This window comes from Candidatus Synechococcus spongiarum, assembly GCF_900047545.1.
Classification (GTDB): Bacteria; Cyanobacteriota; Cyanobacteriia; order PCC-6307; family Cyanobiaceae; genus Synechococcus_B; species Synechococcus_B spongiarum_C.
The window spans coordinates 1-26820 of sequence record NZ_FITM01000157.1 but is presented as its reverse complement, the minus strand read 5'-3'; the positions used below and the strand labels follow the sequence as shown (position 1 = coordinate 26820).

24 protein-coding genes and 1 tRNA gene are annotated in these 26820 nt (G+C 60.4%); 7 read left to right on the top strand and 18 right to left on the bottom strand.

The genetic code is table 11. The annotated features are described in order from the left end of the window. Positions 1–143 precede the first annotated feature (143 nt). Complete coding sequence (gene secA / locus FLM9_RS06780; RefSeq protein ID WP_074457860.1) at positions 144–2993, bottom strand: preprotein translocase subunit SecA; 2850 nt, start codon at positions 2991–2993, stop codon at positions 144–146. Between the two features lie 115 nt (positions 2994–3108). Between secA and FLM9_RS06775 the strand changes: the two genes are divergently transcribed. Beyond that, positions 3109–3597 carry a GNAT family N-acetyltransferase gene (locus FLM9_RS06775; protein ID WP_074457857.1) on the top strand — a complete coding sequence of 163 codons (489 nt, stop codon included), beginning with the start codon at positions 3109–3111 and terminating at the stop codon, positions 3595–3597. Positions 3598–3625: 28 nt separating this feature from the next. Here the strand turns inward: FLM9_RS06775 and FLM9_RS06770 are convergent. From FLM9_RS06770 to psbZ, 3 genes are all read right to left on the bottom strand, one after another. After that, positions 3626–3697: transfer RNA gene (locus tag FLM9_RS06770), tRNA-Gly, on the bottom strand. 79 nt (positions 3698–3776) lie between these two features. Next, complete coding sequence (ribH, locus tag FLM9_RS06765; RefSeq protein ID WP_074457856.1) at positions 3777–4265, bottom strand: 6,7-dimethyl-8-ribityllumazine synthase; 489 nt, start codon at positions 4263–4265, stop codon at positions 3777–3779. Between the two features lie 66 nt (positions 4266–4331). After that, positions 4332–4520, bottom strand: a complete 189-nt coding sequence (psbZ, locus tag FLM9_RS06760; protein WP_074457855.1) for a photosystem II reaction center protein PsbZ — start codon at positions 4518–4520, stop codon at positions 4332–4334. A 98-nt stretch (positions 4521–4618) separates the two neighbouring features. Here psbZ and mutS point away from each other — a divergent pair, with 98 nt between their 5' ends. The 3 genes from mutS (at position 4619) to FLM9_RS06745 (ending at position 8974) form a co-directional block, all read left to right on the top strand. Continuing rightward, the gene (gene mutS, locus FLM9_RS06755; protein ID WP_438801342.1) at positions 4619–7339 is read left to right on the top strand and encodes a DNA mismatch repair protein MutS; all 2721 of its coding nucleotides are present in this window, start codon (positions 4619–4621) and stop codon (positions 7337–7339) included. Positions 7340–8149: 810 nt separating this feature from the next. Further along, positions 8150–8656 carry a Fic family protein gene (locus tag FLM9_RS06750; protein ID WP_218969752.1) on the top strand — a complete coding sequence of 169 codons (507 nt, stop codon included), beginning with the start codon at positions 8150–8152 and terminating at the stop codon, positions 8654–8656. A gap of 21 nt (positions 8657–8677) precedes the next feature. After that, positions 8678–8974, top strand: coding sequence for a hypothetical protein (locus FLM9_RS06745; RefSeq protein ID WP_074457852.1), 297 nt, complete (start codon positions 8678–8680; stop codon positions 8972–8974). 64 nt (positions 8975–9038) lie between these two features. Here FLM9_RS06745 and FLM9_RS06740 read toward each other — a convergent pair whose 3' ends face one another. From FLM9_RS06740 to def, 6 genes are all read right to left on the bottom strand, one after another. Further along, positions 9039–11156 carry a polyribonucleotide nucleotidyltransferase gene (locus FLM9_RS06740; RefSeq protein ID WP_074457851.1) on the bottom strand — a complete coding sequence of 706 codons (2118 nt, stop codon included), beginning with the start codon at positions 11154–11156 and terminating at the stop codon, positions 9039–9041. A 57-nt stretch (positions 11157–11213) separates the two neighbouring features. Continuing rightward, positions 11214–11516: a 30S ribosomal protein S14 gene (rpsN, locus tag FLM9_RS06735; protein WP_074457859.1), complete on the bottom strand. Its 303-nt coding sequence runs from the start codon at positions 11514–11516 to the stop codon at positions 11214–11216. Positions 11517–11599: 83 nt separating this feature from the next. Beyond that, positions 11600–11755: a hypothetical protein gene (locus FLM9_RS08235; RefSeq protein WP_180365329.1), complete on the bottom strand. Its 156-nt coding sequence runs from the start codon at positions 11753–11755 to the stop codon at positions 11600–11602. Between the two features lie 99 nt (positions 11756–11854). Continuing rightward, positions 11855–12025 (bottom strand): 30S ribosomal protein S21, encoded by a 171-nt coding sequence (gene rpsU / locus FLM9_RS06730; protein WP_046839376.1) that lies wholly within the window; start codon positions 12023–12025, stop codon positions 11855–11857. A gap of 43 nt (positions 12026–12068) precedes the next feature. Continuing rightward, positions 12069–12269 (bottom strand): hypothetical protein, encoded by a 201-nt coding sequence (locus FLM9_RS06725; RefSeq protein WP_074457850.1) that lies wholly within the window; start codon positions 12267–12269, stop codon positions 12069–12071. A 15-nt stretch (positions 12270–12284) separates the two neighbouring features. After that, positions 12285–12893: a peptide deformylase gene (gene def / locus FLM9_RS06720; RefSeq protein WP_074457849.1), complete on the bottom strand. Its 609-nt coding sequence runs from the start codon at positions 12891–12893 to the stop codon at positions 12285–12287. A 120-nt stretch (positions 12894–13013) separates the two neighbouring features. Here def and FLM9_RS06715 point away from each other — a divergent pair, with 120 nt between their 5' ends. Continuing rightward, on the top strand, positions 13014–14825 hold the full coding sequence (locus tag FLM9_RS06715) for a S9 family peptidase (protein ID WP_257243042.1): 1812 nt from the start codon (positions 13014–13016) through the stop codon (positions 14823–14825). Between the two features lie 116 nt (positions 14826–14941). Here the strand turns inward: FLM9_RS06715 and FLM9_RS08765 are convergent, their stop codons facing one another. The 6 genes from FLM9_RS08765 to FLM9_RS06685 all read right to left on the bottom strand — a co-directional run bounded on the left by FLM9_RS08765 (position 14942) and on the right by FLM9_RS06685 (position 21328). Continuing rightward, positions 14942–15199 carry a type II toxin-antitoxin system RelE family toxin gene (locus FLM9_RS08765; protein ID WP_368794375.1) on the bottom strand — a complete coding sequence of 86 codons (258 nt, stop codon included), beginning with the start codon at positions 15197–15199 and terminating at the stop codon, positions 14942–14944. A gap of 878 nt (positions 15200–16077) precedes the next feature. Then, positions 16078–17370: a SufS family cysteine desulfurase gene (locus FLM9_RS06705; RefSeq protein ID WP_074457846.1), complete on the bottom strand. Its 1293-nt coding sequence runs from the start codon at positions 17368–17370 to the stop codon at positions 16078–16080. After that, complete coding sequence (locus FLM9_RS06700; protein WP_074457845.1) at positions 17367–18644, bottom strand: SufB/SufD family protein; 1278 nt, start codon at positions 18642–18644, stop codon at positions 17367–17369. The genes FLM9_RS06705 and FLM9_RS06700 overlap by 4 nt, the downstream gene beginning before the upstream one ends. Continuing rightward, entirely contained in the window at positions 18641–19441 is an 801-nt protein-coding gene (sufC, locus tag FLM9_RS06695) for a Fe-S cluster assembly ATPase SufC (protein ID WP_074457858.1), read from the bottom strand. Before sufC ends, FLM9_RS06700 begins: the two co-directional genes overlap by 4 nt. 71 nt (positions 19442–19512) lie before the next feature. After that, complete coding sequence (sufB, locus tag FLM9_RS06690; RefSeq protein ID WP_074457844.1) at positions 19513–20955, bottom strand: Fe-S cluster assembly protein SufB; 1443 nt, start codon at positions 20953–20955, stop codon at positions 19513–19515. A gap of 19 nt (positions 20956–20974) precedes the next feature. After that, positions 20975–21328 carry a ferredoxin-thioredoxin reductase catalytic domain-containing protein gene (locus tag FLM9_RS06685; protein ID WP_074457843.1) on the bottom strand — a complete coding sequence of 118 codons (354 nt, stop codon included), beginning with the start codon at positions 21326–21328 and terminating at the stop codon, positions 20975–20977. An 80-nt stretch (positions 21329–21408) separates the two neighbouring features. Between FLM9_RS06685 and sufR the strand changes: the two genes are divergently transcribed. Then, a complete protein-coding gene (gene sufR / locus FLM9_RS06680; protein ID WP_074457842.1) occupies positions 21409–22080 on the top strand; it encodes an iron-sulfur cluster biosynthesis transcriptional regulator SufR in 672 nt (223 codons plus the stop codon). Here the strand turns inward: sufR and FLM9_RS06675 are convergent. Next, positions 22043–22441 carry a hypothetical protein gene (locus FLM9_RS06675; RefSeq protein ID WP_143324642.1) on the bottom strand — a complete coding sequence of 133 codons (399 nt, stop codon included), beginning with the start codon at positions 22439–22441 and terminating at the stop codon, positions 22043–22045. The two genes, sufR and FLM9_RS06675, sit on opposite strands and share 38 nt — an antisense overlap. Positions 22442–22519: 78 nt before the next feature. Next, on the bottom strand, positions 22520–23863 hold the full coding sequence (gorA, locus tag FLM9_RS06670) for a glutathione-disulfide reductase (RefSeq protein ID WP_074457840.1): 1344 nt from the start codon (positions 23861–23863) through the stop codon (positions 22520–22522). Positions 23864–24447: 584 nt separating this feature from the next. On the opposite strand from gorA, the gene FLM9_RS06665 reads away from it, so the two are divergent. Then, positions 24448–26820, top strand: a 2373-nt coding sequence (locus tag FLM9_RS06665; RefSeq protein WP_143324641.1) for an SNF2-related protein, incomplete at its 3' end; no start/stop codon positions are given.

The window sequence follows — 26820 nt, the reverse complement described above, 5'->3', positions numbered from 1 at the left end:
CTATCTTCCCTCTCCCCAGAAGCCTTCTCAAGGCCACAAGCCTGGGCAAGAGAGGGGCTTCCCCTGTTTCCCCTTATCCAGAACTCGGGTTCAATAACCAGGATGGTGATGCCTGATCCCGGCCCACCGGGGACGGTTACACCTCAGATGATCACTTCGCGATGGGGGGGCGTGGATACAGCCGGGGGGCGTGGCTCAAACATGAACATGGAGTAGATGACGTTACGGCGCATTTGGGTCATCATCTCCAAAAACATGGTGTATCCTTCATTTTTGTATTCCATCAGGGGATCTTTCTGGCCATATCCCCGTAGATTCACCGACTCCCGCAGGGCATCCATACTCTGCAAATGTTCACGCCAAAGTGTGTCAATCTGTTGCAGGATAAAGAAGCGCTCAGCCTGCCGCATCAGATTGGACTGGATTTCATTCACCTGGGCCTCCTTGATATCGTAGGCACTGCATAACTGTTCGCAAAGAAAGGCCTTGAGCTCTTCAACCTTGAGACCCAGGAGATCCTGAGGTCGCAGATCACTGAGCAGGTACACAAATTCTTTTACTTTGCTTGCCAGCCGATCCAGTGACCATTCCTCAGGGGGAAGTTCAGGATCAACATAAGCGTCAACAATATCTTCCATGGTGCGCTCTCCATAGCTCAAAACTTGTTGTTTCAGTTGGTTGCCCTTCAAAACACGGTGTCGCTCCGCATAAATGGCACGCCGCTGGTTGTTCATTACTTGGTCATAATCAAACACTTGTTTGCGAATATCAAAGTAGTAGGTTTCCACTTTCTTTTGGGCAGACTCCAGGGAGCGGGTCAGCAAGCTGGATTCAATGGGCATGTCCTCGTCAACGCGGAAGGCGTCCATCACCTTGGCCACCCGATCACCACCAAAGATGCGCAACAAGCTGTCTTCCAAAGACAGGAAGAAGCGGCTGCTCCCCGGATCCCCCTGGCGACCGGAGCGGCCCCGCAACTGGTTGTCCACGCGCCGTGACTCGTGGCGTTCGGTCCCGATCACATGGAGTCCTCCGCTGCCGATGACGCCCTCCTGCTCATGGGCTGTTATTCTGTCGTACTCCCCACGAATGCGCTGCATCAACTGCCGCAGCTTTTGGATCCAGGGATCCTGAACGGGAGCTTTTTCTGCTGCCACGTTGAGGCGTTCATCCAACGTAATGAGGCTCAGGCGGCGCTCTCCCCAAGCCTGGGCCAGATCCCCGCTCAGTTGCTTGAGGTCCTGTTCCGCTCCCGGACTGAGGGGGCAAGGGAACAACTTAGCCAGACGGCGGGATTGCTCCTGCTGACGCTGACGCAGCAGGGCTTCTAACTGGACTGGATTCAACCGCTGCTTGGCCAACGCGCCACCCATGAGTTGAGGATCCTCCGGGTTCACCAACTGGGGCAGCAACGCTTCGCGGATCCGCAGGCGGGCCATGTAGTCCGTGTTGCCCCCAAGAATAATGTCCGTGCCGCGGCCCGCCATGTTGGTGGAGATGGTCACAGCGCCAGCGCGGCCCGCCTGGGCGATGATCTCCGCTTCCCGCTCCACGTTTTCCGGCTTGGCGTTCAACAGGTTGTGAGGAATGCTGCGCTCCCTCAGCAAACCGCTGATCAACTCGGATTTCTCCACACTGGTGGTGCCCACCAGGACAGGTCGCGCCGTCTCGTGTTCCTTGGCAATTTCATCGGCGACGGCGCGCCACTTGGCGGCTTCCGTCTTGAACACCTGATCCGGCAAGTCTTTGCGAATCAGGAGACGATTGGTGGGAACAACCGTCACTTCCAGGTTATAGGTTTTCTCCAGTTCGGTCTCCTCTGTCTTGGCAGTGCCAGTCATGCCGGCAAGACGGGGATAGAGCAGAAACAGGTTCTGGTAGGTGATGGTGGCCATGGTTTGGGTTTCCGGCTGGATCTCCAGGTTTTCCTTGGCTTCAATGGCCTGGTGCTGGCCGTCGCTCCACCGTCGTGTCGGCATGACGCGCCCGGTAAATTCATCCACAATCACTGCTTGATCTTCGCGGACAATGTAATTGACGTCTTTAGTGAATAGTTCTTTGGCTTTGAGAGCATTATTGATATAGTGAGCCCAAGGATCCTTCGGGTTAAAGAGATCTTTGACCTGCAACAGCTTCTCCACCTTCTCAAATCCTTGATCCGTCAGCATCACATTGCGCTGCTTCTCGTCCACTTCATAGTCGCCGTCAGGGTCTACTCCGTCTTTGGTCACTCCTTCGGCCCGTTGTAACTTGGTGGCAATGGATGCGGCTTCTTTATATTTCTCCTGGGGACGCTCCACTTGACCGGAGATAATCAGAGGGGTACGAGCTTCATCTACCAAAATGGAATCCACCTCATCAATAATGCAATAATGAAAATCCCGCTGCACCAGATCCTTAAGATCCGTGGCCATATTGTCCCGTAGATAGTCAAAGCCCAGCTCGCTGTTGGTGACATAGGTAATATCACAGGCGTAATTGCGCTGACGCTCCTTGGGGCTCATCTCCTGCTGGATCAAGCCAACGCTCAAGCCCAAAAAGCGATGGATCTGACCCACCCACTCCGTGTCGCGGCGGGCCAAGTAGTCGTTGACGGTGACGATATGCACGCCTTGCCCGCTCAAAGCATTGAGGTAAGCGGGCAGTGTGGCCACCAGGGTCTTGCCTTCACCGGTTTTCATCTCGGCAATTTGGCCATCATGGAGCACCATGCCGCCAATGAGCTGCACGTCAAAGTGACGCATATCCAACACCCGCTTGCCCGCCTCCCGCACCACGGCGAAGGCCTCGGGCAGCAGCTCGTCCATCAACTCAAGGCGTTGGTCCGGCTCGTGAATACCGGCAAAGCGCTCTCGGAATGCCTGGGTTCGCCCCTGTAAATCCTGGTCACTGAGGGCTGCCATCTCCTCTTCCAGGCCGTTGATCTCGGCCACGAGGGGCTGGTACCGTCTTAGCTTGCGGGCGTTGGGATCACCCAGAAGCAACTTGAGCATCATGCGTCTCCAGCGGCAAAGGCTCCGTGACAATGGACTGAACTGTCAACAGGCCGCCTTCATTGAAAGGATCATCCTACCATCGCCATCCCTTTGCCTGGGCCGGTGACCACTGATGCACAAGGACCTCGGCACACTGCGCAGCTTCTCCCACGGCCGCTGGCTTTTCCGGCTCCCCGCCCTGTTGCGGATACCCCTGCAAAGAGCCTTGGAGGGACACGCCCTGCCGGTGGGTCAACTACAGATATTGTTCATGGACAACAGCTTCTGGGCCCGGGAGCGGCGCCTTACCGGTCTGCTGCGGTGTTTGCAGGGCTCGGACGTAATCGTGAGCACCTGGGACGGAGAGGATCTGGTGGCCGTGGGGCGAGCCACCAGTGACGGGATCTATCGGGCTGTGCTCTGGGACGTGGTGGTCCGTCAGGATTGGCAAGGCCGGGGGGCGGGTCGGGCTGTGGTGAACCGTCTCCTGGCGTCGCCGGCGGTGCGCTGTGCCGAGCGGGTCTATGTCATGACAACCCATGGTCTGGGCTTCTATCAGAGGCTGGGCTTCCACGAGGAGGGTAAGCAGCACCTCATGCTTCTCCAGCCACAAGAAAACTGAAGGATCCTGGTGGCGATTCCGGGAAGAAAGCGGATGAAGAGACTCGAACTCTCGACCCTCTCCTTGGCAAGGAGATGCTCTACCACTGAGCTACATCCGCAGCAGGCTGGGGGAGGCCATGCCTGGGGGTCAAGCATGAACTATTCGGGAGACATCTGTCAATGGCTGACGGCAAGGGATTACAGGGAAGTAAGCACACCCATGAGGCTGGCCATCTCCAGGGCCTCAAGGCCATAGGTCCAGCCCAGATTGCTCTTGATGCCGGCCCGCTCCAGGGCCTGCTGCAGGGTATCGGTGGTGAGCACGCCAAAGATCACCGGAATGCCACTGTCCCGGGCCACACTGGTCACCCCCTTAGCGACCTCGGCAACCACAACGTCAAAGTGGGGCGTGTCGCCACGAATCACGGCCCCCAGGGCAATAATCACCCGATAGCGGCCACTGCGGGCCAGGTGTTGCGCCACCACAGGGATTTCAAAGCTCCCTGGCACCCACACCGTGTCCAGTTGTGTACTGGTCTCGCTGGTATCAATGCCGTGGCGGCTCAGGCAGTCTAGGCAGCCGGAGAGCAGCCGGGTGGTAATGAGATCATTGAAACGGGCCACCACCAGACCAATGCGGACGCGGCCCAACTCCGGAGCAGAAAAGCTGCCTTCAAACGTGGTCACTGGCGGGGGTACTCCTGGGCAATGCAGCCTGAATTATCAGACTGACGACCGCCAGGCCGCGAGACGTCAGGCCACAAAGATACTCATGCCCCAATTCAGCAGCACCAGGCCGACCCAGACAGCACTGCCCAGAAGAATCAACCGGTTGGAGCGACCGCTGTCTTCACCGCTGGCATAAAGCACCGGCACAGCCACCACCATGGCAAAGCTCATCACCACCAGGAGGAACACAGTGAACACGTTGAGAATCTGCATGGGTACGCAGCAGGGATTAGGAGACTCCACGCAACAGTCTTCCACGAAAACCATCCCCTGGCGGTTTTCTGCCTACGATCCGCAACAGCTTGTGGGAGTTGGGGACGGTGGGTGATTCAGCGCAGCCCCGGCACAATCAACAATTATCCCTCGCCGGCTTTGAAACTGTTGCTGCGGCGCCAGGCCCCACTGCTGCCGGGGCCAGCTCCGAACCGGCAGCCCCCCGGCACCGTCAGGCTCCCACCACCGCGTCGCGGCGCCAGCAGGACGCTGGTGAGGAGGCCCTGAGCCAAGATCCCCGCTGGAGTCACCACAGCCAGGTGCCCGTCCCGGCCCTGACGCCCATGCTCCGCCACTACGTGGAACTCAAGCGTCAACATCCCCAGCGTCTGCTCTTGTACCGTCTGGGGGACTTCTACGAGTGCTTCTTCGAGGATGCCGTCACCGCCTCCACACTGCTGGAGTTGACCCTGACGGGCAAGGAGGGGGGGCGCGCCATTGGGCGGGTCCCCATGGCCGGCATTCCCCACCATGCCCTTGAGCGCCATGCCACCCAGCTTCTGCGTCATGGGTGCAGCGTGGCCATCTGTGATCAGTTGGAAGCCACCGCCAGCAACCCTAAGGGCCTCCTGCGGCGGGACATCACCCGGGTACTGACCCCCGGGACGGTGCTGGAGGAGGGGATGCTGAGCGCTCGGTGCAACAATTGGCTGGCGGCGGTGCTGGCCAGCGACAACGGTTATGAGCCAGGCTGGGGTCTTGCAGTAGCGGATGTGTCCACAGGGGAGTTCCAGGCCACCCAGGTGCACAGCAGCAGCCAATTGAACCAGGAGTTGCTCCGCCTGCGGGTGGCGGAGTTGCTACTTCCCCGCAGCAGTGACCCCGGGGAGAGACCAGTGGCCATGGCGCCCCCTCCCTGGTGCCCCGCTGGTCTGGCGGTGGGCACAGTGCCCCGCCGTGCGTTCCAGCGTATGGCGGCGGAGACCGCGTTGCAGGACCGCTTCCGATTGGCGGGGTTGGCCGGGCTGGGGCTCCATGCCCTTCCCTTGGCTCTGGGGGCCTGCGGCGGATTGCTGCACTATCTGCAAGACACCCAGCGGGGCATGACCGTTCCCCTGGCCATGCCCAGAACCTATTCCCTGGATCAGCACCTGCAGATTGACCAACACACTCACCGCCATTTGGAGCTGACGGAAACCCAGCGGGACGGTCAATGGCAGGGATCCCTGCTCTGGGCCATTGACCGCACCCTCACAGCCATGGGAGGGCGTTGCCTGCGCCGCTGGTTGCAACGGCCCCTGGTGGACCTGCAAGCCATTGCCGCACGACAGGAGACCATCGCCACCCTCATGGCAACACCCAAGCTGCGGCAAGCCCTGTGCCGGGTGCTGCGCCCCATGGGGGATCTGGAGCGCCTGGCGGGGCGCTCGGCCAGTGGCACGGCGGGGGCCAGGGATCTGATGGCCCTGGCGGATGGTCTGGAGCGGCTGGGGCAATTGGCAGGCCTGCTCCGTGATGCCCAGGGTCCCTATCTGCAAGCCCTGCGCCACCGGGATCCCGCCCTGATTGCACTCATGGAAACCACGCGCCGGACGCTGGTGAGCAGTCCCCCCCTGTCCCTGACGGAAGGGGGCCTGATCCAGGACGGGGTGGACGAGGTTCTGGATAAGCTGCGCCAACGGTTGGCGGAAGATCACGCCTGGCTGGAGCAACTGGAGCAACGGGAACGGCAGGCCACGGGCATCGGCAGCCTGCGCCTGAACCTGCACCGCAGCTTTGGCTATTTCATCAGCATCAGCAAGAGCAGGGCCCACCAGGCTCCGGAACGCTACATCCGCCGCCAGACCCTGGCCAACGAGGAACGATTCGTCACACCGGAACTGAAAGAGCGGGAGGGACGCATCCTGTCCCTGCGCTCCCGCACGGCCCAGCGGGAGTACGATCTGTTTTGCGGCCTGCGTCAGCAGGTGGGGGAACAGGCTGGTCTCATCCGCCACCGGGCCGCAGCCGTGGCAGCTCTGGATGCCCTGACGGGTCTGGCGGGGTTGGCAGCCACCCATAACTACTGCCGTCCCCAGGTGGACGATAGCCGCGCCATGGCCATCACGGCAGGCCGGCACCCCGTGGTGGAGCAAAACCTGGTGCAGGGGGCCTTTGTGGCCAACGACCTTGCCCTCGGTCAACCCCAGGGGGCCGACCTGATCATCCTCACAGGTCCCAATGCCAGTGGCAAAAGCTGCTACCTGCGCCAGACGGGTCTCCTCCAGCTTTTGGCCCAGATGGGCAGTTACGTGCCAGCCACTGCAGCGCACCTGGGCCTCTGTGACCGGATCTTCTCCCGGGTGGGGGCCGTGGACGACCTGGCGGCAGGACAGTCCACCTTCATGGTGGAGATGAGCGAAACCGCCAACATCCTCCACCACGCCACGGATCGCTCCCTGGTGTTGCTGGACGAGATTGGCCGCGGCACCGCCACCTTCGACGGACTGGCCATTGCCTGGGCCGTGGCCGAAGACCTGGCCACTCGCCTGGGCTCCCGTGCCATCTTTGCCACCCATTATCACGAGCTTAACCACCTGGCCCAGCGTTTGCCCAACGTGGCGAACCACCAGGTGGTCGTGGTTGAAGAAAACGACCGATTGGTGTTTCTGCACCAGGTGCGCTCGGGTGGCGCAGACCGCAGCTACGGCATTGAAGTCGCCCGCCTAGCGGGAATCCCCCAATCCGTGGTGTTGCGGTCCCGTCAGGTGCTCAGCGCCATTGAGGCCAATAGCCGCCTGGGGGTGGAGCCTGTTGGAGAACTGGAGATCTCCAATTAATGCCACCAGCTAAAATGTGGGTTGCTCTGTCCTCATAAAAGCGGATGGGTCGTTTGAATCATGGCGGCCCATTGCCGTGATTGTTGGGAGGACATCAAGATGTCTGGCGTGACACATCTCGGCGAGTTGATCTCCGGCTGGGTCGCTGAAAACGGCTTTGGTCTGAACTGTCCGCAGACTCTGGGGTACACGACGCTACTGAACGGCCGCTACGGAGCCCCTGGGGCGGCAAGGCGGGACATGGCCATCTAGTTTGTGGGTTTTGATAGCGTGCATCAGGGGAAAGTCCGCAGCGCGGACAGGTGCCACAGCCGCTCAACCTGAGTGAGCCTCTGGCCATCGCGGCTCTCGTTGCAGGAGACCATGACATCACGAATCCCCTATATCAACCGATCTCGACCATCTGGAGGCTGTTGTCGACATGTTGGTGACGCCTGATCGGGACTTTGTGTCTGGTTTAACGACCGTGAGTGCCGCTCTGGACGGGTCGAGCTTTGTCATGCCTGGTGGCCAGATGAGGTGGGATGGCGGGCTTTGAAGTCTCTGACCAGGAAGCCCCCGGAATGTTGTAGAGCACCGAGACAGCAGGGGCCAAATTGTCCCTCTGGAAGACGTGCCTGGCTCCAGCAGATCGGCAGCGCCGGCACTGAGTTACCTTTGTGCTCTGGATTCAGTCATGCACCCCTACGCCTGCGCCACGAAAAATCACAGCGGTCCGGCAGTGGAGTGTGATAAACTTTAATACAGAGCCACTAACAGCAGGAACCCCGATTTGAAGCCAGGCAATGTCTGGGGGGTGAGCGAATGATCGTGAACAATTTTCAGGCCATGAGATGGCTGCAAACGTTACGAGACAAAACACTGACGCCGAAACTGACGCTGAGCCTGCACCGCCGGATCACCCAGAACACCCTTGACACGGGAGATGCAGCCGGTCGGCTGCGCCGCAGTGGCGAAGACGTGGTGGTGGACCTGCATGGAGAGATCGTCCATCGGCCACCACCGGCTGAGCAACTTGAGCAGCGTCTTGTCGATCTGTGTGCCTTTGCCAATGGCGACACACCGGCTGCCTTCATTCATCCGGTGATCCGGGCCATCACCCTGCACTTCTGGTTGGCCTATGACCATCCTTTTCTGGATGGTAACGGCCGCACGGCGCGGGCTCATTTTTATTGGGCCATGCTGTGCCGCGACTACGGGCTGTTTTCCTTCGTCTCCATCTCGACGATTTTGAGAAAGGCCCCTGCCTCGTACGCTCGTGCGTTCCGTGAGACGGAAACCGACAACAACGACCTGACCTACTTCCTGCTGGCGTAACTCAAGGTAATCGGTCAGGCCATGGATCAACTGGAGGCCACCATTAAACGGAAAAAACAGGAGATGAAAGACTTTGAGAAGCAACTGGCTGATCTGGATTTGTTCAATCATCGCCAACTGGCGCTGCTGCTCCATGGCATGAAACACCCCGGCTTCCGTTACAGCATCCGCTCCCATGGAACAAGCCACAAGGTGATCTATCAGACTGCCCGCATGGAGGATCTGCTCACCCTTGCAGACCATGGCCTGTTGGAGCGGCGCAAACAGGGTAGGCAATTGCTGCTTCAGGCGTCGGCTGATTTGGGGAAGCGACTCTAGCAACTTGCGAGGACAGTAGAGGGAATCCCGATCACCAGGGTAAACGGCAATCGGGATTGGCTGGTCAACCCTCTTGAGGAACACCACGGATGGTGAGGTTAATGCGGCCACGGTTGTCGATTTCCCGAACCCGTACGGTCACGCTATCCCCCACTTTGACAATGTCATCCACTTTTTCCACCCGTGTCTCCGAGAGTTGGGAGATGTGGATCATGCCCTCTTTGCCGGGTAGAATTTCCACAAAGGCGCCAATGGGGATAACGCGGGTGACGGTTCCTCGGAACATTTCCCCTTCATGAACTTTGCGGGTCAGACCGTCAATAATGCGTCGGGCCTCGCGGGCAGCGGCGCCGTCATGACTAGCGATGGTCACCAGGCCTTCGTCGCCGATGTCGATTTTGGTGTTGGTGCGCTCCGTGATGCCCTTGATGGTGCGACCGCCAGGGCCGATCACCGTGCCAATCAACTCAGGGCTGATGCGGAAGGTGAGCAGGCGCGGGGCATGGGGCGACAGGTCTTCCCGTGGCTTGTCGATGGTTTTCTGCATCTCCGCCAGGATGTGCAGCCGGGCAGGTTGCGCCTGCCGGATGGCGTCACCGATGGTGGCCATGGGCAGACCGGTGATCTTCATGTCCATCTGCAGGGCCGTGATGCCTTTCTCCGTGCCAGCCACCTTGAAGTCCATGTCCCCCAGGAAATCTTCGATGCCCTGGATATCCGTGAGGATGCGCACGTCGCTCCCCTCCTTGATCAGGCCCATGGCTGCCCCGCTCACAGGGGCCTTGATGGGCACCCCGGCATCCATCAAGGCCATGGTGCTGCCACAGACGGAGGCCATAGAGGTGGAGCCGTTGGAACTGAGCACCTCCGACACCACCCTGATGACGTAAGGGAAGTCCTCCTTATTGGGCAACACGGGTATCAGCGCCCGCTCCGCCAGAGCACCATGCCCCACTTCCCGGCGACCCGGGGAACGGAGGGGACGGGTCTCCCCCACCGAGAAGGGAGGAAAGTTGTAGTGGTGCAGATAGGTTTTCTCGTTAGACGGATTGAGGTCATCCAACTCTTGGGCATCGCTGGGGGTGCCCAGGGTGGTGGTGGAGAGCACCTGGGTGAGACCCCGCTGAAACACCGCTGAGCCATGGACCTTGCGGGGCAGAATGCCCACCGCCGAGGCAATGGGACGCACCTGATCCAGGGCGCGGCCATCCACCCGTTTGCCCTCGGTGAGAATCTGGCCCCGCATCAACTTTTTGGTGAGGGCCTTGTAACTGGTGCCGAAAAGCTTGATGTTGCTGGCCACAGCCATGCGCACGGGGTGGTCCTCCCCCAGATTGAGAATGCCATTGGCCACATGGGACTTGATGACGCTGAGCTTGTTGTCCCGATCCGCCTTGCTGAGGTTGAATTCCGCCAGCACGGCGCGAATGCTGTCGGAGCACTGGGACTCCAGATAGGCAAGCACCGCCTCGTTGTTGGCTTCAGGTTCCATGGGCACAGGCGCAATGCACAGCTCCGTGAGGATGGCCTGCTGGTGCTTGATGAGGTCCTGCACCGCTTCGTAGCCAAAATCAATGGCCTCGATCACGTCATGCTCGGGAAGCTGCCTGGCTCCGGCCTCCACCATCACCACCCCATGGGGGGTGCCGGCCACCACCAGATCCAGATCGCTGCGCTCAATTTCCCGAAAACTGGGATTGATGATAAAGTCGTCCCCCAGCAGGCCGACCCGCACAGCCGCCATGGGCCCCGCGAACGGCAGGCGCGCCAGAAGGGTTGCCATGGATGAGCCGGTGACCGCCAACACGTCGGGGGGCATCCGTTCATCCAGGGCCTGGCACGTGGCCACCACTTGAATGTCGTCCCGCAGCCAGTGGGGGAACAAAGGCCTCAGGGGACGATCCATCAAGCGACAGGTGAGAATCGCCCGTTCCGGAGGGCGGCCCTCTCGCCGCTGATAGCTGCCGGGAATGCGTCCCGCGGCATACATGCGCTCTTCGTAGTCACAGAGGAGGGGCAAAAAGTCCACCCCCTCCCGTGCGGCCGAACGGGTCACTGTCACAAGAACCGTCGTGCCGCCGCACTCCAGCATCACTGATCCACCTGCCTGGGGGGCAAAGCGGTTGATGGTCAGTTGAACCTCACGTCCATCGAAGGAAAATGACCGACTTTCTCCTTGCACGCTTGTTGTTTCCTCAGTTTGTGGTTTGTTGTTTTGCCAACCTTGCCATCCTAGCTCTCACCAGGATGATTTGACGACGCCTGGCAGCAGGCCGGCGTGGGCTTTCTGACGCAGTTGATTTCGGCACAGCCCAAAATCACTCATCACACCACGGGGCTTCCCGGTGGCCCAGCAGCGGTTGCGCTGGCGATTGGGAGCACTGTTGCGGGGAAGCTGCTGCAGCTTGAAGTGGATTTCCAGCTTTTCCATGGGATCCGCCGCCGCGACAAAGGCGGCCTTCAGCGCCTCGCGCCTGGCCCGGAACCGCTGCGCCAACTTGCGGCGCTTCACATCCCGGGCAATCATCGACTTCTTTGCCATCAAAACCGCTGGCGGTAAGACAGCAGCCTACCCCATCATGAACTCAACCGACTTGGTCGGGGCTAGCCAGTCAAAGCGGCCAGTCAAGTGCGAGCCCGGCGGGGAGGATCGCCATGGAAGGGTTGTACCCCAATATGGGGCGGTTCAAGGCGGTGTTCCTGCTCGGGTTCACCAAAGGAGTGGGCAAGGCCTTCTGCGAACCAGCGGCGCAGCTTGCCGATCAGTGAGACGTTCTTCATGACAGGGGAAGACGACCTGGACCCAGGCTGCTGCAGAGTCAGGCCGGGTGGCCCCATAGACCATGGGAACTTAAGGAAAACTTAGGCCAGGCTCGGGCCTCAACGGCGACGGCGGCGCTGCATGGCTTTGCGCTTGGCCTTCTCAAAATGGTTTTCATGGTGACGAAGGCGCTTCAACTCTGCAAAAATACCCGCCTTCGACACTTGGCGTTTGAACCGGCGCAGGGCGGACTCAATGCTTTCGTTTTCTCCAACAGTGACTTGGGCCATGCAGACAAGGGGTCCAGACAAAACAGGCTAGACAGTGTAGTCCTCAGGAGGACCGATTGTTCCAGGCCATGGCCATGAGCAGGGTGAGCACAGTCCCCGGTGCGCTGACCGCCAGGATGATGCTGGTGGGCACCACCCCCAACTGGGGGTCCCCATAGGCCAACTCGAACACCGACCCCGTGGCCGCAATGCCCAGCAGACAAGAGAGGGCCAGCAACAGCCCTGCCAGCGGTTTCATGGGCATGGCACAGACTGCAAGCTAGACAACGGCATGGACTGCACCGGGGACAAAGCCATGGTGGTCGAGTTCCCGTTCCAGAGCCTCCACGTCCTGGACACGGTCCACGAACAGAATCCCGTTGAGGTGATCCATCTCGTGCTGGATACAGCGACCCAGGAGACCGTCCGCCTTGCGGCGCTGGTTGCGCCCCAGCTCATCCGTGAACTTCACCTCCACCACCGTGGGCCGCACCACGTTCAGGTAGACCCCGGGAATGCTGAGGCAGCCCTCTTCCCGGGAGTCCACGGAGGCACCCCAGGCGGTAATCTCCGGGTTGATGAGCACCAGAGGCGGGCTGCTGGGGGTTTCCGGGTCCAGGTCAATGACCAACACCTGCTTGTGAACACCCACCTGGGTTGCCGCCAGACCAATGCCCTGGGCGCTGTACATGCTGCGCAACATGTCGCGGCAGAGTTGGCGGATACCGTGGTCCACCCTGGACACCCGTCGTGCGGGTTGCCGCAACACCCGGTCTCCCAGATGGTGGATGGTGAGGGGAGCCGGGCCATCCACCTGCTTCTCAACAGCCACCGAGGCTTCACGCCGAGCAGCGCGGTGGGCAAGGCTGGCGAAGCTGGCTCCAGCCATGGAGGACTCCTTTGCAATAGGGCGTGTGTTGCCCATCCTAAGGAGAATTGAGTCACGTGGTGCCCCGTCATGGTGTCGGATCCCGTCCAACCTCTACCGCCCAGCGCGGTTGTTGGCAGCTTGCCCAATTGGAAAGAACCATGGCTGGCGGGTCGGCGGTTGTTCTGGTTGGAGCAGCGCCCCTGGGAAGGGGGCCGCACCACCCTGATGAGCCAGGCAGATGGTCAACGTCAGGAGCTGACACCGGGGGACTGGAACCTGCGCACGTCCCTCCACGGCTTTGGTGGAGCGCCCGTGGCCTTTGGGCGCCACCACGCCGTTCTTGTGAACCGGACCCGGACAGGCCCTGCCCTCTGGCTCCTCAATCTTCATGGCCTCACCCCACCGCGCCAACTTTGCCGGCCCGCGGTGGTGGCCATGGGGGACGGCTGCCTCCATGGGCAGGGCCAGTTCTGGATCGGCGTTTGGGAGCAGGAGCACCAGGACGTGCTCACCCGGGTTTGTCTTCGCACTGGCGCCAGCCACCCCCTGCGGGCCGAGGCGGACTTCTGCAGCACCCCCAGCCTCTCCCCCGATGGTCGTCACCTGCTGTGGCTGGAATGGGATCTCCCCGCCATGCCATGGCAAGGCAGCCGCCTCTGGGTGGCCCGGTTGGGAGATGACGGAGGACTGCAAGAGCCCCGGTGCCTGGCGGGGGGTGACGGCGATACAGCCGCTGTCTTCCAACCCCAATGGCTGCGCGACGGGGGGTTGGTCATGGCCAGTGACCGCAGTGGGTACTGGAATCTCCAGCACCTGGCCCCAGACCACCTGAACAGCCCCCGACCCCTGTGGAGAAGCCTGCTACCCATGGACGCAGACTTCGGTCTGCCCCAGTGGGTGGCGGGGATGAGCACCACGGCGGTGTGGGAGAAGGGGCTGGTGGCTGCCCACTGCCGCCATGGTTGCTGGAGGCTGGGCCAGCTTCAGTGGTCCTCCGGTTCCACCCCCCGTTGGCGGGTGTTGGAGCTGCCCTTTACAGAGATCTCCAGCCTGCGGGCCGATGGTCGGCGGGCTGTTGCCCTTGCAGCAGGGCCACAGCAATCGGATGGATTGCTGGAGGTGGATCTGGTGAGTGGCCATTGGCGGCACACATCCACTGGCGCCAATCCCCTGGCTGCCGATCCCATCAGCACACCCGAGGTCTTCTGGTTCCCTGATCATGAGGGGCGCCGCACCCACGCTTGGTTGTACCGCCCTGTTGTATCCGTGGGCCTGCCGCCCCTGTTGGTGCGCTGTCACGGTGGCCCAACCGCCATGGCACGCCCCTGCTTCAGCCTGGAGACCCAATTCTGGACCAGCCGGGGCTGGGCCGTGCTGGACGTGAACTACGGGGGCTCCAGCGGGTTTGGTCGCGCCTACCGCCAGCGGCTGGATGGGGCCTGGGGCGTAGTGGACGTGGAGGACTGCACAGCGGCGGCCAGGGCTCTGGTGGCAGCCGGTCGGGTGGATCCGGAACGGGTGGCCGTCAGCGGTGGCAGTGCCGGTGGGTTCACGGCCCTGGGCTGTCTCTCCAACAGTGACCTGTTTCGAGTGGGGGCCTGTCGCTATGGGGTCACGGATCTGGCCGCCCTCGCCCAGGACACCCACCGCTTCGAGAGCGGCTACCTGGAGAGCCTGGTTGGGCCATGGCCGACCATGGGCCAACGCTATCGGGACCGTTCGCCGCTGCATCGGGTCCGGCCTGGACAAGGGCCGGTGGTGCTGTTCCAGGGCCTGAAGGATCAGGTGGTCTTGCCGGAGCAGACGGAGCGCATGGCTGCAGCACTGCGCCAGCGGGGGGTCACCGTGGAGATGCACCGCTACCCGGAGGAAGGCCATGGATTCCGTGACGGTGGGGTGCAGCAGGAGGTTCTCCTATGCACAGAAGCCTTTTTCCGGAAGCACCTTTAACGGAGCATCGGGTGCTTGCTATCCCAGGGGAGGCTCCCTCTATGGTTAAGAGCGCTCGTTTGCCTCTGGTATGGACCGTCCTTGTCTCCCTTCTTGACGATGGCTAGAACTTTTAGCTATCCGCCCTCAACCTCATAAACGAGTCGGAAGGCAGGAGTTCCTATTTTGATTTTGTACCGGTTCAGAGCCCTCCGGAGCCGACTGGTCTCTATGTGTGGCTGCTGAAGTCTTTCGGCTAGCTTTTTCAAGAAGCGCTCTTGGACTGACTTGGTCAGGTTTTTCCACTCTTCTTTTTCCACTCTTCCAGAGCTTTGGGATGGAAGCAGAGGCCATATTCTGTGGGGGAGGACACCTGTGTGATATGGCTTAGCCATCCCCTATTGTAGCATGGTCAACCTCCAGATTGGAAGGTAATTGCTGGAGGACGCCACGAAAAGACTCTGACTTCCCTGTCCCTGATAAGGCTTTCAAGAGACCAGTAGGAGCAAGAGAGGGCTTGCTCAGACCTCACCAAGGCCGCTCAGGGTCATCTGTATGAATTTTTGCCCATCCATCAGGCGGTCGTCGGCAAGAGCATTCAACTCAATATCCTCATCCAGGTCTACCTGTTCCTGGTCCAGCCAGGAGGTTGAAGCTATTGAGCACCCAGGAAAACCGCAGTCCCCACCCCTGGACCAGCCTGCTGGCCCACGCCCAGACGAATCCTCACCATAACTGACTTTCTCAGGGCGCAGGGGCATCCCATGGAAAAGGTTGTCCAACTGTTGATGGCGCCCCATTGTCCAAGGCTCAGGGGAGAAGTGAACAGATCCAGAACCTTGGGGTTTTCGCAGAAGGAACAGAGAGGCAACTTCACTGGCAAGGACATTGACAGGAGAGACAGTGGCAACCACTGAAGCAAAAACCGCAACACTTAATCGTTGGTTCATCATTGTTCACAAAAGAGGGCTCGACTCAAGGTCGCTTCGAAAAATCAAGCAACTTTCCTTCTGGGATACATTTCCACCATTAGAAGGTCAGTCGTGGAGGGAGCAGCATGGGCCAGAGGCTTCCGAGGTTTTCAAAACCTCGGCTCATACCTTAAATGCGCTTGCAGGACTGGATTCAAACATGGGCAAGGGATGCTTGCTTCTTTAAGAAGAGACTATAAAAAACTGAACTGAGTGCAAGGGTTGGATTAGATTGCCCTGCTCCCCCATAACAGGGCGGTGAGCGCTAAGTCCATGGGGAAACAGCATCAAGGCATGGGGTTTCACCCCAGCCCAGGCTCGCCGTTTTGCCGCAACAGGTGTACCGCCTCCTGCAGTTCATGGGCAAGGCGGTCGATCTCCTCCATGGTGTTGGTGAAGCTGAGGCTGGCCCGGGCCGTGGCCGTCACCTGGAGTGCCCTGTGGAGGGGTTGGGTGCAATGGTCGCCACTGCGAATGCAAATGCCGGCGCTGTCCAGCAGGGCGGCCATGTCGTGGGCATGGGCTCCCGCCACGGTAAAGCTGGCCAGGGCGCCACGATCCGGCTGCTGCCGGGGGTCGGGGCCGTAAATGGTGAGGCCGTCGACAGCCTGGAGGTGATCAAACAGGTGTTGGGTGAGCTGCTGCTCCCAGGCGTGGATTCTCTCCAGGCCCAGGGCGGTGAGGTAGTCCAGGGCTGCAGCCAGGCCGATGGCTTCGGCAATGGCAGGGGTCCCCGCTTCAAATTTGTGGGGCAACTCCGCCCAGGTGCTCTTCCCCAACTGCACTGCAGCGATCATTTCTCCCCCACCCAGGAAGGGGGCCATGGCCTCTAGAAGGTCCTCCCGTCCCCAGAGAAAACCGATCCCTGTGGGACCGCAGAGCTTATGGCCGGAGCCCACGTACCAGTCACAGCCCAGGGCCTGCACGTCCACAGGCCGATGGGGCAGGGCCTGGCAGCCGTCCACCAGCACGTGGGCGCCAACGCCATGGGCCATGGCGGTGATCTCCGCTGCGGGATTGAGGCAGCCCAGGGTGTTGCTCAGGTGGACAAAGGAGACCAACCGGGTGCGGCCGTTGAGCAACGCCTTGTAATGTTCCATGTCCATCTCCCCTTGGGGGGTGATGCCCACATGGCGCAGCACGGCGCCGGTGCGCCGGGCCATCAACTGCCAGGGCACCAGGTTGCTGTGGTGCTCCATCACGCTCAGCACCACTTCATCACCGGGCTTGAGGTGATCCAGGCCCCAGCTATAGGCCACCAGGTTGATGGCCTCCGTGGCATTGCGGCTGAAGACGATTTCCCTGGCATCAGCGGCGCCAACGAAGCGGGCCACAGTGGCCCGGGCTGCTTCAAAGGCCTCCGTGGCCCGGGCGCTGAGGGTGTGGGCACCACGATGCACGTTGGCATTGTGGCAGCGGTAGTACTCCACCAGGGCGTCAATGACTTGCCGGGGCTTCTGGCTGGTGGCGGCATGGTCCATGTACACCAGGGGGCGCCCCTGCAGGAACTGGTCCAGCAGGGGAAAGTCGGGGCGGGTCAAACGGGCCAGATCAAGCTGGCGCTCCGTGGCGGCGCTCATGGGGGTGGTGGTCATGGTTGATCCGGGACGGGGATCTCAAGTAGGCGTTGGAGGGAGGACCAGGCCAGGGCTGCCCAGGGCAGCCGTTGCAGGACGTCTTCGCAGAATCCCCGTTGGAGTAGACGGGAGGCCTGCTCCCGACCAATACCTCTGGATTGCAGGTAGAAGAGTTCGTCATCCTGGAGGCAACTGACCGTAGCGCCGTGGGTGCATTGCACGTCGTCGGCAACGATTTCCAGTTGAGGCTTGGTGTCGATCCGGGCCCTGGTGCTGAGCAGCAGGTTGCGACTCAGTTGGCTGGCATCCGTCTGCTGGGCCACCCGTGGCACCACAACGCGGCCGTTGAAGACACTGTGGCCCCGACCATCGGCAAGGGCCTGGTGGCATTGCCGAAGCTGGCCCGCTGGGCCGTCGAAGAACACCGTGCTGTGGGTATCCAGCAGGGACCGGCCCCGGGCCACGGCCAGACCATGCAGGTGGGTCTCCGCCTGACCTTGGGCCTGGCGGATGAAAGGCTCGTCACGGCTCAGGCCCCATCCCCAGGTCACGTTGGTGCGTCGGTAGACGCTCCGGGGGGATTGATGGACGAAGCTGCTGCCCAGGAACGTGGCCCCTGGGCAGCCCCAGGCTATGGCGGCCTCCTCAAGCTGGGCGCCAGTCCCCAACCGGGCCTCCACCATGGGCAGCACCGCAGCCTGGGCCGTTGCGGCCACGTGCCAACTCAGACACAATCGGGCGCCGGGTTGCAGCACCAGCAGCACACGGGGCGCCAGCCAGGCTTGGGCCTGCTCCATCTGAATCGCCAACGCCAGATGGACGGGATCGGCCCCACTCACCTGCAGAGCGAGGGGCGGGCCAGGGGTCACCCCGTTGAGCTGGGCCCCCAAGGGCAACGTCTCCGACGAGATGACGGTCCGGGCCACCTGGCCTGGGGTCGTCTCCTCGGTGGGCAGTGGCATGAGGCCGTGGGGCCAGAAGGGTGTTTCCCCCTGGGGAGCACGCCAGTGACCATGGCCGTCGAGCTGCAGGGCCACGTGTCTCGAAGACCCTTGGCTCAACCCATGGGGCCAGGGGGGAGCTGCCGTTCGGGTATGGAGACGAGCGGGGTCCAGTTGGGTCAGGCAACGCAGATCCGTGAACCGCCATGCCTCATTGCGGGGCGTGGGCCAGCACCAATCACGGGCACCGGCCCACTGAGCAGCCCGTTGACCGGCTGGCTGGCCAGACCGCTGGGCCAGCACCTGCAATAGGGTGTCCAGCCAGGATTGGGATTGGGTGGCATTGCTCATGGCTGAGGAGTGTCCGCACCGTCAATCCAGTCGTATCCCCGTTGCTCCAGCGCCATGGCCAAATCCTTGTCACCGGTACGCAGAATGCGACCCTCCGCCATCACGTGGACGAAATCAGGGGTGATGGCATCCAGTAACCTCTGGTAGTGGGTGATCAGCAGCGTGGCGGTTGTTGGCAATGTCAACGTCTTCACGCCGTTGGCCACAATGCGCAAGGCATCAATGTCCAGACCGGAATCCGTCTCGTCTAGGATGGCCACCAGTGGCTCCAGCAGCGCCATCTGCAAGATCTCGTTGCGTTTTTTCTCCCCACCGGAGAAGCCCTCGTTGACGCTGCGCTCCAGAAATGCCGGATTCATTTGCACAATGGCCATAGTGTCCCGCACGTGATCTTCAAAGGCGAAGGTGTCCAGTTCCTCCTGGCCCCGGTGCTGCCGCCGCGCGTTGCAACTCACCCGCAGAAATTCCAGATTGCTGACGCCGGGAATTTCCACGGGATATTGAAAGCCCAGGAACACGCCCGCTCGGGCCCTGTCCTCCGGGGAGAGGGCCAGCAGATCCTGGCCCCTGTAGTGGATGGCGCCAGCGGTGACGGTGTAGGCAGGATGGCCAGCAATCACTTTGGAGAGGGTGCTTTTGCCGCTGCCGTTGCGCCCCATCAGGGCATGGATTTCACCGGCGCGAATTCTCAGGGAGACACCCCGCAAAATCTCGTTCCCCTCCACATGGGCATGGAGGTTCTCAATGGACAGGAGCACGTCCCCGGTTTGAACGGGGGAGGGTTCACACGCGGGCATGGTCTCGGTGGACGTCAAGGGCCTAATGGGGAGCAGGGAATCAATGGGAGCAACAACAAACCTGGCGGGACTCAGCCAACGGAACCTTCCAGTTTGAGGGCCAGGAGTTTATCCGCCTCGGCGGCAAACTCCATGGGCAACTGGTTAAACACGTCGCGACAAAATCCGCTCACCAGCATGGAGACTGCTGCCTCAGACTCAATGCCGCGAGACTGCAGGTAGAAGAGTTGATCCTCGGAAATATGGCAGGTGCTGGCCTCGTGCTCAACGGTGGCTTCAGGTTGGCGAGATTGAATATAAGGGTGGGTGTTGGCTGCCGCCTGATCTCCGATGAGCATGGAATCACACTGGCTGAAGTTGCGGGCTCCACGGGCTTGCGGACCGATATTGACTAGACCCCGGTAACTGTTGACGGAGTGGCCGCTGCTAATGCCTTTGCTGATGATGGTGGAGCGGCTGCCGGGACCAACATGAACCATCTTGGTTCCCGTATCCGCCTGCTGGTAATGATTGGTGAGGGCCACGGAGTAAAACTCGCCAATGGAATCCTGGCCGCGCAGCACACAGCCTGGATACTTCCAGGTGATGGCTGAACCCGTTTCCACCTGGGTCCAACTGATGCGGCTGCGCCTGCCCTTGCACAGCCCCCGTTTGGTGACAAAGTTATAGATGCCCCCCTTGCCGTTCTCGTCGCCGGCATACCAGTTCTGAACGGTGGAGTACTTGATGGAGGCATCATCCAGGGCCACCAGCTCCACCACGGCGGCATGAAGCTGGTTGGTGTCGAACATGGGTGCCGTGCATCCTTCCAGGTAACTGACACTGGACCCTTCCTCGGCAACGATCAGGGTCCGCTCAAATTGTCCCGCGTCGTCGCTGTTGATGCGGAAGTAGGTGGACAGCTCCATGGGGCACTGCACCTCCTTGGGAACATACACAAAGGAGCCGTCGCTGAACACTGCAGAATTGAGCGCCGCGAAGAAGTTGTCCCCAATGGGAACAACGGAGCCCAGGTAGCGTTCCACCAGCTCCGGGTAATCTTTGACCGCTTCCCCCATGGAGCAGAACACCACGCCGTGCTCCGCCAACTTCTGCTTATAGGTGGTGGCAATGGACACACTGTCAAACACCGCATCCACAGCCACGTTGCTGAGACGCTTCTGTTCACTCAGCGGAATGCCCAATTTGTCAAAGGTCTCCAGGAGGGCGGGGTCCACGTCCTCCAGACTGGCCTTCTGCTCCTTTTGACGCGGCGCCGAGTAGTAGACGATATCTTGATAATCGATAGCAGGATACTTCAGAGCGGCCCAATCAGGCTCCTCCATGAGCTGCCACTGGGCATAGGCCTTGAGACGGAACTGCAGCAGAAAATCCGGCTCCTGCTTCTTGGCTGAAATCAGCCGCACCACCGACTCATCCAGGCCCTTGGCAATTTTCTCGGTCTCAATGTCGGTCACAAAGCCATAGCGATAAGGCGTTGTGTTAAGGGCCTCTACGGCGGCGGCACTGCTCATCGTGGGATGGGAAAGGGGTTTAGTTGGCGAGGGCCTGAATGGTGTCCGTGGTGATGGTCTGACTATCACCGCGGAAGGGGTTGTCTTCGGTGAGAAACAACATGCAGTGGCATTCCATGCGTTCCCGCATGGGCACACAGGGGCAGTTCCAGAAGGCCTGGGCCGCCTCCGCTGGTTTGCTATCGTAGTGGCGGCATGGGCAGAGGGGCGCCCCAAGCTGATCCTTGTGGGTGGCCAGACCCTTGAGAACGACGGCAGTGACTCCGGGATCACTGCAGAAGTAGGTGCCGGTGCGCTGGGCGTAGGTCTGGGCAAATTTGCGCAGGGCCTCCAGGCTCTCGGGGCTGGGCTGAACGGCTTGGTCCGGATTCATGGGCAGTAGAGTAACGAAACCAGTTAGTTTCCTAACTAGACTACAGCCATCTGCACGGCCTTGTGGCCGCTTCCCACGCGATGTCGTCAGAACCAGTCACATCCACCCGCGAGGCCGTGCTGACCCTCCTGCTGCGGCTGGGCCAGGCCACAGCCACCACCATGGCCAGCCAGTTGGGGGTCTCCGTGCAGGTGATGCGCCGCCATCTGCGTTCCCTGGAACAGGAAGGGCTGGTGGACAACCCCTGTAACACCACCGGTCTGGGGAGGCCCAGCCATCTCTGGCGGCTGACGGACCAGGGTCGGGATCACTTCCCCGACGGCAGCGAGGAGTTTGCCCGAGGACTTCTCCACACCATGGCCAGCCACCTTGGCCCCGATCAACTGCAAACGCTTCTTGACCAGCAGGCCGCAGCCCAGGCCCGGCACTACCGCAACCTCCTGGGGGACTGCCCCCTGGAGAAGCGCCTGCAGCGCCTGGTGGAGCTGCGTCGTCAGGAGGGGTATGTGGCGGACTATGAACCATGTGAAGACCAGCACGGCTGGCTGCTCGCTGCCTTCCACTGCTCTGTGGCCCGCATTGCCGAGCAGTTTCCCGTGATCTGTAGCCAGGAGTTACAGCTTTACCGAAGCATCTTCCCCGATTGCCAAGTGGAGCGGGTCCACTGGATCCAGGAGGGTGACCACTACTGTGGCTTCCGCGTTCAGCCTCCCGTCAGCGCCTCCCCAGTTGCCGCAGAAACCACGTCCTGAAGGCCTTGAAGGGAAAGGCACGCTGTGGCGCCAATGGTGATTGCCCAGCCTGAGACAGGAATGCCTTGATCCCAATCCTGGATTGGACCAGGCGGCCAGGCTGAGGGCGCTGGGCTGTCCTGCGGCTGGCGGGGCGGCCCTCCATCAGGTCAAGGCGTTCCTCCAGGCGAGACAGGGGCCCGCTCAAACGCTCCAGGCGATCCAGGTAGCCCTCGATGCACTCCATGAACCCCTCCAGGCGCTTCAGCCGTGCGAGGTGTTCCTCCAGATCGGAGGGGGAAATCTCCAGGCGTTCAAGGCGTTCAAGGCGCGCTTCCAGAAATTCGACTCTGGCCAACAATTCGTGATTCGGGATCGGCATGGACGCCCCATGGGAATGTGGACTGGCCTCAGCTTACCCACTCTGACCACTCGTGCAGTACTGGGAGCAGGCCCAATCTCATGCCATGGTCACAAATTCCTCGCTGATGCTGGGATGGAGGGCCATGGTGCGGTCAAAATCTGCCTTGGTGGCCCCCATGCCCATGGCGATGGCGGCCATCTGAATGATCTCGGCGCTGTGCTCCCCCACCATGTGGCAACCCAGAACCCGCTCCCGGGGTCCCAGCACCAGCTTCAAATGGCAGCGGCTGCCGGTTTTGGGCAAGGCCCGGGACAAGCTGCGGAAACGGGCCTCACACACCTGCACCTGCTCCCCGTGCCGTCGCCTGGCCTCCTCCTCCGACAGACCCACCGTGGCCAGCTCCGGCTGGGTGAACACCGCACTGGCCACCAGGCCGTGGTCCGTGCGGCGGGGTTTTTGGCCAAATCGGGAATCGGCAAAGGCACGCCCCTCGTCCACCGCCACGGGTGTCAAATTGATGCGACCCGTCACATCCCCCACGGCAAACACGTGGCCAACGTTGGTGCGTTGGTCATCATCCACGGGGATGCGCACGCCCTCCACCGCCACGCCCGCAGCCTCCAGGTTCAACCCCTCCAGCCGCGGCTGGCGGCCGGTGGCCAGGAGCACCGCTTCCGCCTCCACGCTACTGCCATCGGAGAGCACCACACAGCGGCCCATGGTGCTGCTGCGGATCGCCTGGGGAGACACCCCCTTGAGCACCACCAGGCCCTTCTCGATCATGCCCGCCTCCACGCTGGCCACGCAGCCCCGATCAAACCCCCGCAGCAACTGGCGCCGCACAATCTGAGTCACGGTCACACCTATACCCTGCAGGATGCAGGCAAATTCACAGGCAATGTAGCCGCCGCCGATGATGACCATGGAACTGGGGAAGCGCTCCAGCAGGAACAGGTCGTCACTCACCAGGGCCAGGTCAGCCCCAGGCAGGTTGGGGCGCACCGGCTGCCCACCCACGGCAATCAGGATGGTCTCGCCCCGGAGCACCTGCTCTCCCACCTGCAAGCGCCGGGCATCCAGGAACCGACCCCAACCTCGCACCAGCGCCACCCCGGCCCGATCCAGGGCCGCTTCATGAATGTTGTTGAGACGATCCACCTCCCGGCGCACGTGGTCCAGTAGCACGTGGGTTTGGGGCGCCACAGGGGGCACGGGCCAGCCGTAGCTGGGGGCATCTGCCAGTTGCTCCCCCACGGCTGAGCCATAGACCAGGAGCTTCTTGGGCACACAGCCGCGGATCACGCAGGTGCCCCCCACCCGGCTGCCTTCCACAACAGCCACGGAGGCCCCATGGGAGGCGGCCCGTTTGGCGGCAGCCAGGCCGCCGGAGCCGGCCCCCACCACCACCAGGTCAAAGCGTTGCTCGTCGGGATGCGCCATCGGTCGTGCCACTGTCTCTTAACTCTCCCTATTCTTCCCACTTACCGGTGCGCTGCCGCCAGGGGCTGATCTGCGGTTCAAGACCTCCCCCGTCATTGGGGTGCGTGGTTGGCCGGGCTGTCCCATAGGGTGCGCCCCCTGGCTGTCGGAGCAGCCCTGGAAGCACACGAGGGAAGGAAGAGGGAAGGAAGATGGTGACCGTTGTTCCCGTCCGCCAGCCAGCCCGATGCCTGTCGTACCCCCTGGACTAACCAAATGGCTGGCGCTGCTGACCCAGCCAGCCATGATCCTGGTAGGGGTAGGGTTGCTTATGCACCAGTAGAACAAGTAGATTGACAATTTACGGGAAGACGTGAAGGAGCTTCAACAAAAGTGGACGACCTGAGTCACGAAGTGAAAAGTCTCCCTATGAGGATCATGGAGATGCTGCGCAAAGCACCCCACTGACCCCCGACAGGACCGTCACTGCTCGAAGGTGCTGGGTGCGGTGCATGTGCTCTGGGCAGTGGCGTACTTTTCAGTATGGACCCCTGCCTTGGTTGCCGTAGTGATAGGCTTTGACAGAAGGCCGGTGACCAACGCCATTGACGACAAACCCTCACATCATCGACAACCACACTCGCAAGGTGGTGGACTGCCTGAAGCCAGTCCTGAGGGACGCTCATGAATTCAGTGTGGTCTCTGCCTACTTCACCATCTATGGCTATGCGCTGCTGGAAGCTGAGTTAAACAGTGTGGCCAAGGTGCGTTTCCTCTTTGGTGATCCGTCATCGATGAAAGATTTGGATCCAAGGGAGGATGAGCCCAAGTCTTTTCAATTCACCGAGCACGGGTTGGAGCCGCGGTTCACGCTGGAGCAGAAGGGTCTTGCCAGGCAGTGTGCTGAGTGGGTGAGCAAAAGCAACGTGTCCATACGCTCAGCCAGATGGTCTCACTTTCTCCACGGCAAGATGTACCTTGCCGAATCTCCCCATCATAAATTGGGCATCGTCGGCAGCTCCAATTTTACGCAAAAGGGACTAGGGGGAAGCGATAAGCCTAATCTGGAAATTAACCTGGCCACCCATGAGGCCGCAGCCGTAACAGAACTGCTGAATTGGTTCAATCAGCGTTGGCATAATGACCACTTCAGCGAAGATGTGAAGGAGGAAGTGCTGAATGCTCTGAATCGCATCGGCGGTGACCAAAGCCCGGAGAAAGTCTATTACAAGACCTTGTATGAACTGTTCTACGAGAGCATTAAGATAAGGCAGGCTGATGAGGATCTCAGCACCACCGGTTTTCAGGATAGCCAAATCTGGAACACCCTTTACGGCTTCCAGAGGGACGGCGCCAAGAGCGTCATTGCCAAGCTTCGGGAGCACAACGGCTGCATCCTGGCCGACAGCGTGGGATTGGGCAAAACCTATACTGCCCTGGCGGTCATCAAGTATTTTGAGCTACGGGAGAATGTCCGCGTACTAGTGCTCTGTCCAAAAAAACTGCTGAATAACTGGTCTCTTTACACTGACAACAAGAACCACAAACAGAATCCATTTCCTAAAGACCGCTTTACCTACAAGCTGCTAGCTCATACGGATCTCCGCAACTCAGGTACATCATCAGGCGGCGATGACCTGAACAACTTTAACTGGCAAAACTACAATTTTGTAGTAATTGATGAGTCTCATAATTTCCGTAATCAAGGCGGGCAACGCTACAAAAAACTGCTAGAAGACGTCATCAAGGTAGGCCCCAAAACCAAAGTTCTAATGCTATCGGCCACGCCAGTCAACACATCATTGATTGATTTACGCAACCAGATTTATCTGATGACAGAAGGGCGGGAGAATGCCTTCTCCCAAAACCTGAATGTGCCCAATATCCACAGCACCATGCGGAAGGCCCAGAAGGTGTTCAAGGCATGGGAGGACAGCCAATCCAAACATGAGGATCGCAACAAGACAGCCCTCTTAGAACAGTTAGGTGGCGATTTCCTGAGGCTATTGAATGGGGTATCCATCTCCCGTTCCCGCCGCCAGATTGAGAAGTTCTACACTGACGAGATAGGGCGCATTGGGCAATTCCCGGAACGGGCCAAGCCCAAAAACGAGTACCTAGACACGGACTTAGACAATAAATTCTCCTACCAGAAGCTGACCGACAGCATCAATCAATTCAAACTTGCCATCTATCAACCCAGTGCCTATGTCGTTGATGTGCAGCGGAAGGCTGAACTGGAGAGCTGCCGCAAAACGCAGAACTTCAACCAACAGGACAGCGAACGCTTCCTGGTGGGCATGATACGGGTCAACTTTCTCAAACGGCTGGAAAGCTCAGCTCATTCCCTAAAACTCACCTTGGAGCGCACTATTAATAAAATTGACAACATCCTGAGACACATCAACGACTATATTCAGAACAAGCAGTCCGACGGGGACAAACCCCTCAGTGATTTTGTACGACCCAACAATGACGAGGAGGAAGAAGAGTTTTGTATCAATCAGGGCCGTAACCCCTATCACCTCCGAGAACTGGACTTACCCCGTTGGCAAGACGACTTGCAATTAGACCGCGCCACCCTGGCGAAGGTGTTGAAACAGGTAGAGGCCATCACACCGGAACGAGACGACAAGCTAAAGCAGCTCAAGGAAACCATCCGTCAGAAAGTGGAACCCCCTCCTACCCAAGACCGTGAGGGGCATCCCAATCGTAAGCTATTGGTGTTTACCACCTTTAAAGATACAGCTCTGTATCTATACGAAAATCTCAAGACCCTCGTCTCAGAGTTACACATTAAGATGGCCGTGGTGTCTAGTGATAAAACCCATGCCACCGCCGGTGTCAACGAATTTCACCACATTCTCACCAACTTCGCCCCCACCGCCCGCCAGCGCTCCAAGGCGAGTGACCATATTGACCTTGACCTGCTGATTGCCACCGACTGCATCTCCGAGGGCCAGAACCTGCAAGACTGC

Bases quoted from the DNA above. Each gene is read 5' to 3' on its own strand.
- FLM9_RS06685 (WP_074457843.1), bottom strand. From the start codon at position 21,328: ATGAATCCGGACCAAGCCGTTCAGCCCAGCCCCGAGAGCCTGGAGGCC.
- FLM9_RS08765 (WP_368794375.1), bottom strand. From the start codon at position 15,199: ATGGCTAAGCCATATCACACAGGTGTCCTCCCCCACAGAATATGGCCT.
- secA (WP_074457860.1), bottom strand. From the start codon at position 2,993: ATGCTCAAGTTGCTTCTGGGTGATCCCAACGCCCGCAAGCTAAGACGG.
- sufC (WP_074457858.1), bottom strand. From the start codon at position 19,441: ATGCCCGCGTGTGAACCCTCCCCCGTTCAAACCGGGGACGTGCTCCTG.
- FLM9_RS06725 (WP_074457850.1), bottom strand. From the start codon at position 12,269: ATGCCCATGAAACCGCTGGCAGGGCTGTTGCTGGCCCTCTCTTGTCTG.
- sufB (WP_074457844.1), bottom strand. From the start codon at position 20,955: ATGAGCAGTGCCGCCGCCGTAGAGGCCCTTAACACAACGCCTTATCGC.
- gorA (WP_074457840.1), bottom strand. From the start codon at position 23,863: ATGGCGCATCCCGACGAGCAACGCTTTGACCTGGTGGTGGTGGGGGCC.
- sufR (WP_074457842.1), top strand. From the start codon at position 21,409: ATGTCGTCAGAACCAGTCACATCCACCCGCGAGGCCGTGCTGACCCTC.
- FLM9_RS06700 (WP_074457845.1), bottom strand. From the start codon at position 18,644: ATGAGCAATGCCACCCAATCCCAATCCTGGCTGGACACCCTATTGCAG.
- FLM9_RS06745 (WP_074457852.1), top strand. From the start codon at position 8,678: ATGGATCAACTGGAGGCCACCATTAAACGGAAAAAACAGGAGATGAAA.
- FLM9_RS06775 (WP_074457857.1), top strand. From the start codon at position 3,109: ATGCACAAGGACCTCGGCACACTGCGCAGCTTCTCCCACGGCCGCTGG.
- FLM9_RS06675 (WP_143324642.1), bottom strand. From the start codon at position 22,441: ATGCCGATCCCGAATCACGAATTGTTGGCCAGAGTCGAATTTCTGGAA.
- psbZ (WP_074457855.1), bottom strand. From the start codon at position 4,520: ATGCAGATTCTCAACGTGTTCACTGTGTTCCTCCTGGTGGTGATGAGC.
- def (WP_074457849.1), bottom strand. From the start codon at position 12,893: ATGGCTGGAGCCAGCTTCGCCAGCCTTGCCCACCGCGCTGCTCGGCGT.
- FLM9_RS08235 (WP_180365329.1), bottom strand. From the start codon at position 11,755: ATGAAGAACGTCTCACTGATCGGCAAGCTGCGCCGCTGGTTCGCAGAA.
- rpsN (WP_074457859.1), bottom strand. From the start codon at position 11,516: ATGGCAAAGAAGTCGATGATTGCCCGGGATGTGAAGCGCCGCAAGTTG.
- FLM9_RS06705 (WP_074457846.1), bottom strand. From the start codon at position 17,370: ATGACCACCACCCCCATGAGCGCCGCCACGGAGCGCCAGCTTGATCTG.
- rpsU (WP_046839376.1), bottom strand. From the start codon at position 12,025: ATGGCCCAAGTCACTGTTGGAGAAAACGAAAGCATTGAGTCCGCCCTG.